13 protein-coding genes are annotated in these 13,558 nt (G+C 63.6%); 2 read left to right on the forward strand and 11 right to left on the reverse strand.

The window, feature by feature from the left end; genetic code table 11:
• Positions 1-8: 8 nt before the first annotated feature.
• On the forward strand, positions 9-200 hold the full coding sequence (gene rpmB / locus ACP_RS08625) for a 50S ribosomal protein L28 (RefSeq protein ID WP_015896920.1): 192 nt from the start codon (positions 9-11) through the stop codon (positions 198-200).
• On the opposite strand, the gene ACP_RS08630 is transcribed toward rpmB, so the two are convergent.
• From ACP_RS08630 to ACP_RS08660, 7 genes are all read right to left on the reverse strand, one after another.
• Positions 187-1,380 (reverse strand): hypothetical protein, encoded by a 1,194-nt coding sequence (locus ACP_RS08630; protein WP_052294757.1) that lies wholly within the window; start codon positions 1,378-1,380, stop codon positions 187-189. The two genes, rpmB and ACP_RS08630, sit on opposite strands and share 14 nt — an antisense overlap.
• Positions 1,381-1,486: 106 nt before the next feature.
• Entirely contained in the window at positions 1,487-2,242 is a 756-nt protein-coding gene (locus ACP_RS08635) for a sulfite exporter TauE/SafE family protein (RefSeq protein ID WP_015896922.1), read from the reverse strand.
• A 9-nt stretch (positions 2,243-2,251) separates the two neighbouring features.
• Positions 2,252-2,971, reverse strand: a complete 720-nt coding sequence (locus ACP_RS08640; RefSeq protein WP_052294758.1) for a phosphoadenylyl-sulfate reductase — start codon at positions 2,969-2,971, stop codon at positions 2,252-2,254.
• A gap of 9 nt (positions 2,972-2,980) precedes the next feature.
• Positions 2,981-4,666, reverse strand: a complete 1,686-nt coding sequence (cysN, locus tag ACP_RS08645) for a sulfate adenylyltransferase subunit CysN (RefSeq protein ID WP_015896924.1) — start codon at positions 4,664-4,666, stop codon at positions 2,981-2,983.
• 1 nt (position 4,667) lies between these two features.
• A complete protein-coding gene (gene cysD / locus ACP_RS08650) occupies positions 4,668-5,624 on the reverse strand; it encodes a sulfate adenylyltransferase subunit CysD (RefSeq protein WP_015896925.1) in 957 nt (318 codons plus the stop codon).
• Between the two features lie 259 nt (positions 5,625-5,883).
• Entirely contained in the window at positions 5,884-6,279 is a 396-nt protein-coding gene (gene msrB, locus ACP_RS08655) for a peptide-methionine (R)-S-oxide reductase MsrB (protein ID WP_015896926.1), read from the reverse strand.
• A 43-nt stretch (positions 6,280-6,322) separates the two neighbouring features.
• Positions 6,323-6,712: a RidA family protein gene (locus tag ACP_RS08660; RefSeq protein WP_015896927.1), complete on the reverse strand. Its 390-nt coding sequence runs from the start codon at positions 6,710-6,712 to the stop codon at positions 6,323-6,325.
• A gap of 140 nt (positions 6,713-6,852) precedes the next feature.
• Here ACP_RS08660 and ACP_RS08665 point away from each other — a divergent pair, with 140 nt between their 5' ends.
• Positions 6,853-7,872 carry a VWA domain-containing protein gene (locus tag ACP_RS08665; protein ID WP_015896928.1) on the forward strand — a complete coding sequence of 340 codons (1,020 nt, stop codon included), beginning with the start codon at positions 6,853-6,855 and terminating at the stop codon, positions 7,870-7,872.
• A gap of 4 nt (positions 7,873-7,876) precedes the next feature.
• Here ACP_RS08665 and ligA read toward each other — a convergent pair whose 3' ends face one another.
• The 4 genes from ligA to ACP_RS18310 all read right to left on the reverse strand — a co-directional run bounded on the left by ligA (position 7,877) and on the right by ACP_RS18310 (position 13,492).
• The gene (gene ligA / locus ACP_RS08670; protein ID WP_015896929.1) at positions 7,877-9,910 is read right to left on the reverse strand and encodes an NAD-dependent DNA ligase LigA; all 2,034 of its coding nucleotides are present in this window, start codon (positions 9,908-9,910) and stop codon (positions 7,877-7,879) included.
• A gap of 33 nt (positions 9,911-9,943) precedes the next feature.
• A complete protein-coding gene (locus tag ACP_RS08675) occupies positions 9,944-11,482 on the reverse strand; it encodes a S53 family peptidase (protein ID WP_015896930.1) in 1,539 nt (512 codons plus the stop codon).
• An 86-nt stretch (positions 11,483-11,568) separates the two neighbouring features.
• On the reverse strand, positions 11,569-13,176 hold the full coding sequence (locus ACP_RS08680) for an acyl-CoA carboxylase subunit beta (protein WP_015896931.1): 1,608 nt from the start codon (positions 13,174-13,176) through the stop codon (positions 11,569-11,571).
• A 145-nt stretch (positions 13,177-13,321) separates the two neighbouring features.
• Complete coding sequence (locus ACP_RS18310; protein WP_015896932.1) at positions 13,322-13,492, reverse strand: hypothetical protein; 171 nt, start codon at positions 13,490-13,492, stop codon at positions 13,322-13,324.
• Between the last annotated feature and the right edge of the window lie 66 nt (positions 13,493-13,558).

Raw genomic sequence — 13,558 nt, forward strand, 5'->3', positions numbered from 1 at the left:
AGTGAGTCATGGCTCAGGTCTGCGAAATCTGCGGCAAAGGCCCGCAGTTCGGCAACAACATCTCGCACGCGCACAATGTGACGCGCCGCCGCTGGAACGTCAATCTGCGTCCGGTCAAGGTCAAGGTTGGCCCCACAGCCAACAAGCGGGTGCGCGTCTGCACCAGCTGCATCAAGTCCGGCAAGATCACCAAGGCGTAAGCCTGGCCTTGCGGCCTTTGCCCTCGCGGCTTGAATTCGATTGCGCCAAGTAAAAAGCTCCTCGCGTGAGGAGCTTTTTCATGGCTGTGAGCTTCGCCCGCGACGACGGCGCTCCCCCTGCGCCGGCCACCGTCTGCACATGCGGGCCGGGCGAAGACTGATTCGCGGGCACAGGGGCCGGGGTATATCCCCTGGGCGCGATGCGGCCCGTGGCCGGCATGGCGGTGATGGCTTTGCGAATCGACGCCTCGGGCGCGCTGCGGTCAAAGCGCACGCCGTCTCCCTCCCGCACCACGCCCAGCTTCTTCCATAGCGCCGTTAGATCCACCTTGACCGGATGATCGCCCATGCGGGCATAAAGGTCTTCGAGCACATGCGTGCCGGTGGCGGCATCGCCCACGGCCAGCGCCTTTGTGAGCGGCCAGTTCTGGCTGATGTTGCCGCCATGATTCACAATGCCGCGCAGCGCGTCCTCAAGCCCCATGCGATTGTGCGTCTGCTCGCGAATCTCCACGTCGGCCAGCAGGCAGAACTGCGCGCCGCCCCAGTAGGTGAGCCCCCAGGTTTGCGTGAGGTCGAGGCCTTTGTCGCCGGGCGGCGGATCGCCCTGCGGCATGTCGCGCATCATGTCCCACCAGATTTTGCGCGCGGGCAACAGCCCGTTATGCACGCGGGCGACCGGCTCAATATAGGTCGCGAGGCCTTCTTCGATCCAATGATGATCGTCCTGCTGGGTAGGAAAGGCCGTATGCACCATCTCGTGCGTCATCATCCAGTCGCGGTTCAGATCGTCCGCTGTGGTGTGCTGGCCGATGCGCATGCGCGTGAAGGCCGGATTGCCGCCCACATCGCCCCATGTGGTGCCCTGCAGCACCCCCTCGCGGCCCGGAGCGGGCACAATCAGAATGCGGTCGAGCGATACCGGAAAACGCCCGTAGTAGGTCGCGACAGAGCTGGCGGCATTCTTCACCCAGTCGAGCACCTGCGCCGTGGAAAGGTCGAGCGGCCCGGGGGCGAAATCCACCTGAATCACCGAACCGTCGATGCGAAATGTGGCGGAATGCGCTACAGGGGCGCGCCACGGCGGACCCCAGAAGCCATGATGCGGGGGCGGCCACTGCTGCGCCCGGCTGACCGCGGGCACGGCGAGCAGCGAAAGCAAAGCGAGAGCGAGCGGCAAAGACCGGCGGAGTTTCACTGCCCCGTTAGACGGGGAATATGGGCGGGAGTCCACACGGGGAGCAGATTTCTTTCCGCCTGGCAAAACGCGCCGGGCATGGCCGTCCTCAGCCCGCAAAAAAGATGCGGTACACAAACATGCTGCCGATCAGCAGCAACCAGATCCAGAGGGCGAAGCGCAGCGGACGCTTTGGCACCCGGGGCGCGAGCAATGTGCCCAGCACCGCGCCGATGGCGCCGCCCTCCACCATGTGCAGCAGCAGATGCGCGTTGAGCGTATGTGCAAACCAGTGCGCGCTGCCGCCCAGCAGGGAGAGCGTGAAGCCGAAGAGAATGTCAGTGCCGACCACCTGCGCGGGCGTGAGCTGGGTGAGCGTCAGCAGGGCGGCGCTGCCGAGGGCTCCGGCTCCGGCGGAGGAAAAGCCCACCTCCGCGCCGACAGGCAGCATCAGCAGCGGCAGCAGGCGCAGCTTGTTCTGATTCTCAGGGCGCGCCGTGACCGGGCGGAAGGAAAAGATAATTTGATAGACCGCCGTAAAGATGAGGATGAGGCCGAGCACGCCTTCCACCCCGCGCTCGGCGCCGGGACCGGCAAAGCGCCGCAGCAGCAGCGCGCCGATCAGCACGCCGGGCGCGCCGCCCGCCAGCATGAAGCCCAGCACCTTCCATGAGACGTTTTTGCGCCAGATCTGCGCGGGCACCAGAATCAGCTTCACGGCGGCCGAGTACATCAGGCCCACCGTGACCGCCACCACGGCGGGCACATGCAGAAACAGGATCAGCAGCGGCACCGTGATGGTGCCCGCTCCGACGCCGGTGAGCGCGATGAACGCGGCGATCAGACCGCCAAGAAGATATTGCATCCGATACGGTTACGATTGCGCCGGTGCGGCCTGAATGTGAATGCCGCACTCCACTTTGCGGCCGCCCCAGCGGCCCGAGCGCGGATCGTTGGGATCAGACGGCAGAAAGGTGCAGGGCTCGCAGCCGATGGAAGAGTAGCCCTTGTCATAAAGCGACAGCAGCGGAATGCCGTAGTGCTGGCAGGCGTACCAGACGTCTTTGGTGGTCCAGTCGGCGAGCGGGCTCACCTTGAGCACCTGCTGGCCGCCGGGCAGCGTGAAGGGTGCGGACTCCTCGAGCGCGGCGCGGCTCTTTGCCTGCTCGCGGCGCAGGCCCGTGAACCAGATTTTGTAACCGGCAACGGCACGAAAGAGCGGCTCAACTTTGCGCAGGCCGCAGCAGCGGTCAGGGCTCTGCTGATAGAGCAGGCCAAACTCGGCCTCCTGCTCGGCAACAGTTTTCGCGGGCAACAGATTGATGAGGTTCACCTTCCATGCCTCGGCGATCTGGTCGCGGTAGGCATAGGTCTCGGCAAAGTGATAGCCGGTATCGAGAAACAGCGTAGGAATCTCGGGACGAAGCTCAAGGGCGAGCTTCAGCAGCAGCACATCCTCAGCCTGAAAGCTGCACGTGATGCAGACATCTTCGTTGGCAGGCGCAGAGGCAAAGGCCTGCTGCAGGTGGCCGCGCACGCGCGCCAGCTTCTCGCTCAATTCAGGACTCAGAGTCCCGCTGCTGTTCTCGCTCATCGATTGCTCCTATTGCAGTACCTTGTGTTCGCGCAGATGCCGGATCAACGCGGCCACCGCGGCGTTCAGGTCATCGGTCTCCACGGTCAGCGACGCGCCGCCGTCAAAGCTCAGTTCAGCGGGGGCGGGGCCCTCCTGATGCACGAGCACCAGAACGCCGGCTGAGGTCAGCGCCGCATGCAGCCCTGGCGCACGCTGCAAGGCGCGCACGGTGACCGCGCCCAGATCAAAGAGCGCATGCTCCAGCACATCGGCAAGTTCGGCGGGACCGGTGAGCTCAACCACCATGCCCTCATGACCCCAGCGCTGTGCGCGCAACTCGGGCGTCACGGGACCACGGCGCATGGCGCTCAGCTCTTCGCGATGCAGCGCGCGCACCATGCCGGCCGCGACCGTCGCGTTGGTCTTGGCATCGATGAGCACAAAGGCTCCGGTCGAGCGCAGGTCCGCATAGCGATCGAGCGCCAGCGGCCGCCGCGTCTCAATCTCGACGACGCCGATCTCATTCATCGCGAGGCTGACGGCCGGGGATTGATCAAGCGTGCCGACATCGACACGATGCAGTACGCGCAGCGAACGCACCGGCACGCTGTGGCTGGTGTGCTTGAGCAGATAACGCCGCTCAGGATCGAGCGCTTCGGCGTCCATCCAGACGAGCGAGGCATCGAATCGCCGCGCCAGTTGCGCCTGCGAGTCGCTGTGCGTGATGAGGTCACCGCGGCTGATGTCGAGCTCGTCTTCGAGAGTGAGCGTGACGGAGAGCGGCGCCGGCGCCTCCGCGAGATCACCGTCAAAGGTGACGATGCGCTCGACGCGCGAACTGCGGCCCGAGGGCAGCACCGTGATGTCATCGCCCACGCGCACCGTTCCCGAGGCAATTTGCCCGGCGAAGCCGCGGAAGTTCTGATTCGGCCGCACGACGCGCTGCACCGGAAAGCGCAGGGCGGCCTCGCCCGCGCCTTCGACGCTCGGCAGCGATTCGAGCAGTTCCAACAGCGACGGCCCCGTGTACCAGGGCGTCTCTGGCGAGCGATGCACCACGTTGACGCCGAGCAGCGCGCTCACCGGCAAAAAGTAGAGATTGGCTTTGAGGTTGCCCGCGCTGGCGCTCTCAAGAAACGCGGCAAACTCGCGCTGAATCTCGTCAAAGACCTGCTGGCTGTAGTCCACCAGATCCATTTTGTTGACGGCTACCAGAATGTGGCGCACGCCCAGCAGCGAAGCAATATAGGCATGCCGGCGCGACTGGATGAGCACACCTTTGCGCGCATCGACCAGCACAATGGCCGCGTCGGCCGTGGATGCGCCGGTGGCCATGTTGCGTGTGTACTGCTCGTGGCCGGGTGTGTCGGCAATGATGAATTTGCGCCGCGCGGTTGCAAAGTAGCGATAGGCCACGTCAATGGTGATGCCCTGCTCGCGCTCGGCACGCAGGCCGTCGGTGAGCAGCGCAAAGTCAAGCTGGCCCGCGCCGGTGGTGCCTTTGCCCTCAATGGAGCGCACATGATCGTCATAGACGCTGCGCGTGTCATAGAGCAGGCGGCCAATCAGCGTGGACTTGCCGTCATCGACCGAGCCGGCGGTGGAGAAGCGGAAGAGGTCCTTGCCGCGCTCCTGAGCGAGAAACTCGTCGATGGAAAACGGGGCGGCCAGATCATTTTGTAACTGTTTTGATTCCAAACCCGGAGAAGACATTTTAGAAATACCCCTCCCGCTTCTTGATCTCCATGGAGCCTTCCTGATCGTGGTCAATCACGCGGTTGGCGCGCTCTGAGGAGCGGAACGACAACAGCTCGGCGATGATCTTCGGCAGCGTGTCCGCGTCAGAACGAATGGCGCCGGTGCAGGGGCTGCAGCCCAGCGAACGCAGCCGCGAGCGGACCATCTGCGGCTTCTCGCCGGGCCAGGCCACGAAGTCCTGCTCAATGGGCAGCAGGGTTTCTCCGCGCACATACATGGGCCGCTCTTTCGCGTAGTAGAGATCGACGATGGGGATGTTTTCTTCGTGGATGTATTGCCACACATCCATCTCGGTCCAGTTGGAGAGCGGGAAGACGCGAATGCTCTCGCCCGGATGGATGCGCGCGTTGTAGAGGTTCCACAACTCGGGGCGCTGATTCTTGGGGTCCCACTGGCCGCTGCCGTCGCGGAAGGAGTAGATGCGCTCCTTGGCGCGCGCCTTTTCCTCATCGCGGCGCGCACCGCCAAAGGCCGCGTCAAAGCCATAGTGGCGCAGCGCGTCGAGCAGCGCCTGCGTCTTGAGCAGCGCGCAGCAGCGCTTGGTGTCGAGCGCGATGGGGTTGGTTCCGGCGGCGATGGCGGGCTCATTGCGCCACACCAGCAGCTCCGCGCCAATGGATTTGGCCATGTTGTCGCGGAACTCAAGCATCTCGGCAAACTTGAAGCCGGTGTCAATGTGCAGCAGCGGAAACGGAATGGGCCCGGGATAGAAGGCTTTTTCCGCCAGCCGCAGCATCACCGAGGAGTCTTTGCCGATGGAGTACAGCATGACGGGCCGCTCGAACTCCGAGGCCACTTCCCTGAGGATGTGGATGCTCTCGGCTTCGAGCAGCCGCAGATGGCTGAGACGCGCCGCGCGGTCAGAGCCGTGAGAGAGAGTTTGAGAAGAGGCAGATTGCTCGGTGGCCAGCATAGAACCTCAAAATAGTCGCCGTGCGACGGTGCTGAGAGAAGAATCCGGGTAGGGCAGATTCTTCAGAAAAATGTGGTTCAGCAAACTTTGGGTGTGACAAGCAGGAAGGGCTGCGCGCAGTCAACAACAACAGCACATGCACGCACGGACGAAGCCGCGACACGCGCAACAGGCGTGGCAACAACAGCAGCGAAGGTGGGAAGTGCTCTTCATCCGTGATTGTTGATGAGGGTAACAGAGGCCGCCCGGCCGAACAACCCTATTTCTCTTTTTCAAAGCGCAGCGAGGCGGAATTGATGCAATAGCGCAGGCCCGTCGGGCGGGGTCCGTCAGGGAAAACGTGCCCCAGGTGGCCGCCGCAGCGCGCGCAGGTGACCTCAATGCGGCGCATGCCGTGGCTGTTGTCCTCATGCGCTTCGACGGCGGCATTTTCGGCCGGATTCCAGAAACTCGGCCATCCGCTGCCGGACTCAAACTTGGTGTCGCTCTTGAACAGCAGCGCTCCGCAGGCGGCGCAGTGATAGGCTCCGCTGTCGTGATTGCGGTAGAGCGCGCCGGTGAATGCAGGCTCCGTGCCCTTTTGCCGCAGGATGTAGTACTGCTCCGGGGTCAGCTCTTCGCGCCACTCGGCGTCGCTCTTCTGAATCTTGTCCATGATGTTCTCCTTCTCTCTTGAGATTTAGAATGCGCGCCAACGGTTACAGTTTTGCAATCACTTCGATTTCCACCAGCGCATCCTTGGGCAGCGCCGCCACGGCCACCGTGGACCGCGCCGGAGCCACCTCGCCCTCGGGCGCAAAATAGCGGGCATAGATCGCGTTCATGGCAGCGAAGTCGCTCATCTGCTTGAGGAAGACGGTGGTTTTCACCACCTGCTGCATGCCGGCGCCGGCCGCGGCCAGCACGGCCTTGAGGTTTTCGCAGACGCGCACGGTCTGCTCCTCGATGCCGCCCGAGGACATTGCGCCGGTCTGGGGATCGAGCGCCACCTGCCCGGATGTGTAGAGAAAATCGCCCACGCGCACGGCCTGCGAATAAGGCCCAATTGCCTCTGGAGCACCTTTGGTTGCCACTGCCTGCTTGCTCATGGGTTTGATTGTGCCGCGACCGCCCCGGGCAGAGCAAACCGGAGCCTGCGGCGGCCACGCCCAGAAATTGCGCCGGGAAGCCGGGCGGCCCTGCTCACCCCGGGCGGGCAGCAACGTCTTGCTAAGATAATGGCAGGCCAATGATTACCGTATTCCAGCGTTCTCATGCACGCACTGTTGCGGCACTCGCCTTCTCTGTTCTCCTTTCCGCCAGCGCATTGGCCCAGACGTCGCAAGCGCCCGCGCAGCAGCAGAAGCCAGAGCCGCAGCCTCTTCAGCCGGTCCAGCAGCAGCCGGGCTCGTCGCCTGCTCACCCCACCTTCACGCTGACCACCAACGTCAACGAAGTGGACCTGGTCTTCACCGTCACGGACAGCCACGGCAACTTTGTGAAGAACCTGAAGGAGAGCGACTTCGCGCTGCTCGATGACCACCGCGCACCGGCCGCCGTCTACAGCTTCACGCAGCAGACGCAGTTGCCGCTGCGGCTCGGCATTCTGGTGGATACCAGCACGTCGATTCGCGAACGCTTTCAGTTTGAGCAGCAGGCGGTGACCAACTTTCTGCTGCAGGTGCTGCGCCCCAAGACCGACGAGGCCTTTGTCGAGGGCTTTGATGAAGCGCCGAACTTCATCCTGAACTGGTCCAATAATCTCGACACGCTCTCCTCGGCCATTCAGGATCTGCACCCGGGCGGCGGCACCGCGCTCTATGACGCGGTGTACAGCGCCTGCCGCGACAAGCTGCTGAATGCGGCCAGCGGACCGATCTATGTGCGCCGCGCCATCATCCTGGTCTCAGACGGCGACGACAATCAGAGCCACGCCTACCTGACCGACGCCATCAAGGAATGCCAGCGCGCGCAGACTGCAATCTACGCCGTCAGCACCGACACTGATCCAACGCCGGACCCCGGCGACGACATTCTGCGCAAGATGGCCGAAGAGACCGGCGGACGCGCCTTCTTTCCGCGCGTGATCACCAACCTGCCCGCCAGCTTCAATTCTGTGGAAGACGAACTGCGCAGCCAGTATGCGCTGGTCTACAAACCGGCAGACTTCAAGGCGAATGGGCAGTTCCGCTCGATCTACCTCTATTGCCTGGAACACAAGTACAAGGTCCACGCGATGAAGGGCTACTTCACGCCCAAGCTGGAGTAGGCTTTCAAGCCTGCTCCGTCTCGAGCATCTTAATAAGCGCAGCCTCGTCGATCACCGGAACGCCGAGGCTGTTTGCTTTTTCGAGCTTCGATCCGGCATCGGCGCCGGCCACGACGTAGTTCGTCTTTTTGCTCACTGAGCCGGAGACGTGCCCGCCCGCATTTTCGATCTTTCCCTTGGCTTCATCGCGGCTCAAGCCCGGCAGCGTGCCGGTGAGCACAAAGGTCAGCCCTGCGAGCTGGCTGGTCTTTTTGCGCTTTTCGCCGGTGAAGCGCAGGCCCGCCTCGCGCAGCCGCTCCACCAGATCGCGGTTGCGCGGCTCATCAAAGAACTCGCGAATGGCCTCGGAGACGCGCGGGCCCACGTCATTCACGCGCTCCAGCTCTTCGCGCGAAGCCTGCATGAGCGCATCCATGGAGCCGTACTCCTCGGCCAGTGCCTGTGCCGTGCGCTCGCCCACAAAGCGAATGCCGAGGCCAAAGAGCACACGGTCGAGCGGAGCCTGACGCGACTTGTCAATCTCACCCAGCAGCGCGGTGGCGGACTTTTTGCCCATGCGCTCGAGGCTGACAAGCTGCTCCTCTGTGAGCGAGTAGATGTCTGAAACCGTCTTGACCAGGCCGCGCCCCAGCAACTGCATCACAATGGCCTCGCCCATGCCCTCAATGTTCATGACGCCGCGCGAGGCAAAGTGCAGCAGGCTCTCGCGCAGACGCGCCGGGCAATCGGTGTTGACGCAGCGGTAGTCCGCCTCGCCGGGCGTGCGCACCACTTCACTGCCGCAGGCCGGGCAGGCGTGCGGAAAGTGAAAGTGCTTTGTGCCGCGCGGATGTTCGGCGTCATCGACGACTTCGACGACTTTAGGAATCACGTCGCCACCGCGCTCGATGCGCACAAAATCGCCGATGCGGAGCCCCAGCCGCTCAATTTCATCGGCGTTGTGCAGCGTGGCGCGCGTGACGGTGGTGCCGCCCACCTGCACGGGAGCCAGCCAGGCCACGGGCGTGAGCTTGCCGGTGCGGCCCACCTGCACTTGAATGTCCTCAACCTGCGTGACCCCGGAGCGAGCGGCAAACTTGTAGGCCACGGCCCAGCGAGGCGCGCGGCCCGTATAGCCCAGCCGCCGCTGCAGCACCGCGGAGTTCACCTTGACCACCACGCCATCAATCTCATAGCCGAGGCGGCTGCGATGCTCCTCGGCGCGATTCACAAACTCGACCACCGTCTCAATGCTTTTGGCCGCGTGGCGGTGCTGGTTGACGCGAAAGCCCAGTGTGGCCAGCGCGTCGAGCGCCTCTTCCTGCTCACCGAAGGCGTCTTCGCCTTTCTCAGTGAGCGCAAAGTAGGCGTAGAAGTCGAGCCGCCGTTGCGCGACGATATTCGGCTCAAGCGTGCGAATGGTGCCGGCCGCCGCATTGCGCGGATTCGCGGCCGGCGCAAGCCCCTGCGCCTCGCGCTCTTCGTTCAGCTTTTCAAAGGCCGTAAAGGGCATGACCACTTCGCCGCGCACCTCAAAGTTTGCGGGCATTTTGGCCTGCTGCAACTTGCCGTCTGCAATCGAAAGCGGCACTGAGCGAATGGTGCGCACGTTGGTCGTGACGTCTTCGCCGATTTCTCCGTCGCCGCGCGTGAGCCCGCGCGCCAGTTGTCCGTCGCGGTAGTGCAGCGCCATCGAGAGGCCGTCGAGCTTGTATTCGCAGACGTACTCGATCTCCGCATTCTGCCCGGCCTGCTCGCGCACGCGGCGCTCCCAGTCGCGCAGTTCCTCTTCGCTGTTGACATTGTCGAGCGAGAGCATCGGGCGCGAGTGCGCCACCTTGGCAAAGCCCTCTTTGGGCTTGCCGCCGACGCGCTGCGTGGGCGAGTCGGGCGTGATCAGCTCAGGGTGCTCCGCCTCAAGGCGCTGCAGCTTGCGCATCAGCTCGTCGAAAGCGAGATCGTCGATCTCCGGCTGATCCTGCACGTAGTAGAGGTACTCGTGATGGCGAATGCTTTCGCGCAGCGACTCAATCTGTTGCGCGGCAGAGGCGTGGCTCATGCTCAAAATTGTACCGAGTCCCTGGAGCCTGTTCTAAGCCAGGATTTTCGCAATCGCCGTCCCCATGGGCGAACCCAGGCCGGTGCATGGGTCCCATCCGGGAGCCGCGGCATAGGCCCCGTTGCTGCCCTGCGTGATGTCATGAAATGCCGATGGATTCTGGTAAAGCGCCGCATTCACAAAGCCGGCCGCCTCGCCCTTCTGCTGATTCACGAGCGCAATCAGCGCGGCCCACAGCGGAGCCACCGCGCTGGTGCCGCCCACGACCTGCGGCTGGCCGTCCACGAGCACGTTATAGCCGGACTCGGGCGAGGCATCGCCGGCCACATCGGGCACGCCGCGCATGCTGCCGCCGGGCACATTCGCGCCCGTCTGCCAGGCGGGCAGGGGGAAAAGCGCACTCACTCCGCCGCCCGTTGCGCCGCCGCCGCTTGCGAGATCGTCCCACACCGACTCCTGCGGAACGCCGTTATTCACCGCCGCCAGATAGGTGCCGCCGCAGGCCAGCACGTAGGGGCTGGAGGCCGGAAAATCCACGTGGTTCTGGCCATCCTGCACGCCGTCGGTCGAGCCGTTATCGCCGGAGGCCACCGTGATGGTGACGCCGAGTGCCGCAGCCGACTCGCAGGCGTTGTTGAGCGATTGCGCGGCGGCCTGCGGCCATGAAGACTCCGGCCCTCCCCAACTGATGGAGAGCACCGAAGGCTTGTTGGCCGTGTCATGCACGGCGGTGGTGATGGCATCCACAAAGCCCTGCTCCGTGTTTGGCGCAAAGTAGACGGCCAGCTTCGCACCGGGAGCAATCGAGCCGGCCACCTGAATGTCGAGTGCCACTTCGCCATCGGCCCCGTTCGGATTGCCGGGAGCGTTCACCGCTCCATCGACAGAGACCGCGACCACGGTGGGCGGCTGGATGCCGAGGCCGCTGAAGTACTGCTGAATGTCGCTGGTCTCATAGCCGCCGCCCAGCTCCAGAATGCCGATGGTTTCGCCGGAGCCGTCAACGCCCGTGGGAAAGCTGTAAAGGCTCGCAACCTGCGGCGGATTAAAGCTCACTGCTCCGGTGGCGGCTGCGGATCGTTTGCGCACCCGAAAGTGAGGCTTCGCAATGGGCCGCGCGTCGAGCCCCAGCACCGACTCAATGATGCGCGCATGCGCGGCCGGCACGGTGATGGCCCCGGTGAAGGAGTGGTAGCGCTGCTGCGTCTCTGAGTCCTCATAGTCGTGCAGCGTCACGCCAAAGGCCTGCTGCATCTGCCGGGCTGTGCCGCGCAGCACGACGGTGCGGCGGGCCAGGCTCGAGGCGTGATGGTCCACCGCCAGGCCGTGCCCGGCGGCAAACTTCGCGATTGTGGCAAAGTCTTTTTCGCTGGCCCCGTAGCGGCGCTCAAACTCTCGGTGGGTGAGTTTTTTGCCTTCGAGATCGGCCAGCACCAGCGGCTTTTTGCGGCGCACCAGCACCGAGACGGTCATGGTCCGGTCCGGCTCCACGGCCGCAAGGGCGCGGGCATTTTCAGGCGCGGGGCGCTCACTCAACGGCAAGGCCGAACGGCGGGATGCGATGGGGGACATGGCAGCACCTCAGGATTTCTGTCCATAAGATGCGGCCATGCGGCCTGTCGTCATCGGGAGATGCGGAGGTTGAGCCTCAAGGCACGTTACAAAGGAATATTGCCGTGCTTCCTGGCCGGATTTTTCTCGCGCTTGCCGTCGAGCATTTCGAGCGCCGCAATCAGCCGCCGCCGTGTCTCGCGCGGAGGAATCACGGCATCCACATAGCCGCGCTCGGCAGCGACATAAGGATTGGCAAACTGCTCGCGAAACTCCTCGACCTTCTCCGAACGAATCGCGGCCAGCACCTCGGCCTTGCGCTCTTCGCTCAGCGAGCCGCCCTCGCGCTCCGCGGTCTCTTTAAGCACCTTTTCAAACTCGCGGCCATAGACCACGTTCACTGCGCCTTCGGGGCCCATGACGGCAATCTCCGCCGTGGGCCACGCCAGGTTGATGTCGGTGCGAAGGTGCTTCGAGCTCATGACGCAGTACGCGCCGCCATAAGCCTTGCGCGTGATGACGGTCATCTTGGGCACCGTCGCCTCGGCAAAGGCATAGAGCAGCTTTGCGCCGTGGCGAATGATGCCGCCGTACTCCTGATCGACGCCGGGCAAAAAGCCCGGCACATCTTCAAGCGTGAGCAGCGGAATGTTGAAGGCATCGCAGAAGCGTACGAAGCGCGCGCCCTTGACGCTGGCATTGATGTCAAGCACGCCGGCCAGCACCGCCGGCTGGTTGGCCACAATGCCGATGGAGCGCCCATTCAAGCGCGCAAAGCCCACCACGATGTTCGGCGCATAATGCTCCTGCACCTCAAAGAAGTAGCCGTCATCCACCAGCCGGTGGATCACGTCTTTGATGTCGTAGGGCTGCGTCGATTCCGACGGCACCAGCGTGTCGAGATCGCGGTCGGCGCGGTCAATGGGATCGCTGCACGGGCGGCGCGGCGGGTCATCGAGATTGTTCGACGGGATAAAGCTGAACAGCTCGCGCACCATGGCCAGGCACTCGCGGTCATCATGCGCCATGAAGTGCGCGACGCCCGAGACCTCGTTGTGCGTGGTGGCGCCGCCCAGCTTCTCTTTGGTGACCTCTTCGTGCGTGACCGTTTTGATGACGTCTGGCCCGGTCACAAACATGTAGCTGGTCTTGTCGACCATCAGCGTGAAGTCAGTGATGGCGGGCGAATACACCGCGCCACCCGCACAGGGGCCCAGAATGGCCGAGATTTGCGGCACCACGCCGCTGGCCAGCGTGTTGCGCAGAAAGATATCGGCATACCCGGCCAGCGAGACCACGCCTTCCTGAATGCGCGCGCCGCCTGAGTCATTGAGGCCGATCACCGGCGCGCCTACGCGCATGGCCATGTCCATCAGCTTGACGATCTTGGCGGCGTTCGACTCAGAGAGCGAGCCGCCGAAGACGGTGAAGTCCTGCGCAAAAACGAAGACCACGCGGCCATCGATGCGGCCATAGCCGGTGACGAAGCCATCGCCGGGGATGCGCTTCTCTCCCATGCCGAAGTCGGTGCAGCGGTGCTCCACCAGCTTGTCTGTCTCTTCAAAGGTGCCTTCATCCAGCAGCAGCTCGATGCGTTCCCGGGCCGAAAGCTTGCCCTCTTTGTGCTGCCGCTCGCGGCGTTCGGCTCCGCCGCCCTCTTCTGCCAGACGATTGCGGCGCTCCAGTTCGGCCACCGCGTGTTCATGCTTGTTCATCGCAACGGATTATAGAAGAGCGAGGCAGAGCTCTGCCGCGCGCCAGGTACCTGCACGGATGCGCGACGAAAACAAAAAAGGTCAGGCGAAAACGCGGAGCGGGTTCGCGGGGGAGGCGAACCGGATCGGGGGACGGGCAAAACCCTTATGAGGTATGGCGATGAAAGAGATCGTCCTTCTCTTTGCAAGGACCGCAGCTACAGCCCAGCGAGCAGCCGACGAGCAGTCCCACACCCACGGTGACCAGAATCGCCGGGATCAGACCCTCCCAGTGACTCAGCCGGTACAGCACTTCGTGCATATGCAGGAACCACATGTTGTGTTAACTCCACTCTGTTAGACACGCAATCGCTGTGCCAAGTTTTCCTTCCATGCAATAAAT

Source organism: Acidobacterium capsulatum ATCC 51196, from assembly GCF_000022565.1.
GTDB lineage: Bacteria > Acidobacteriota > Terriglobia > Terriglobales > Acidobacteriaceae > Acidobacterium > Acidobacterium capsulatum.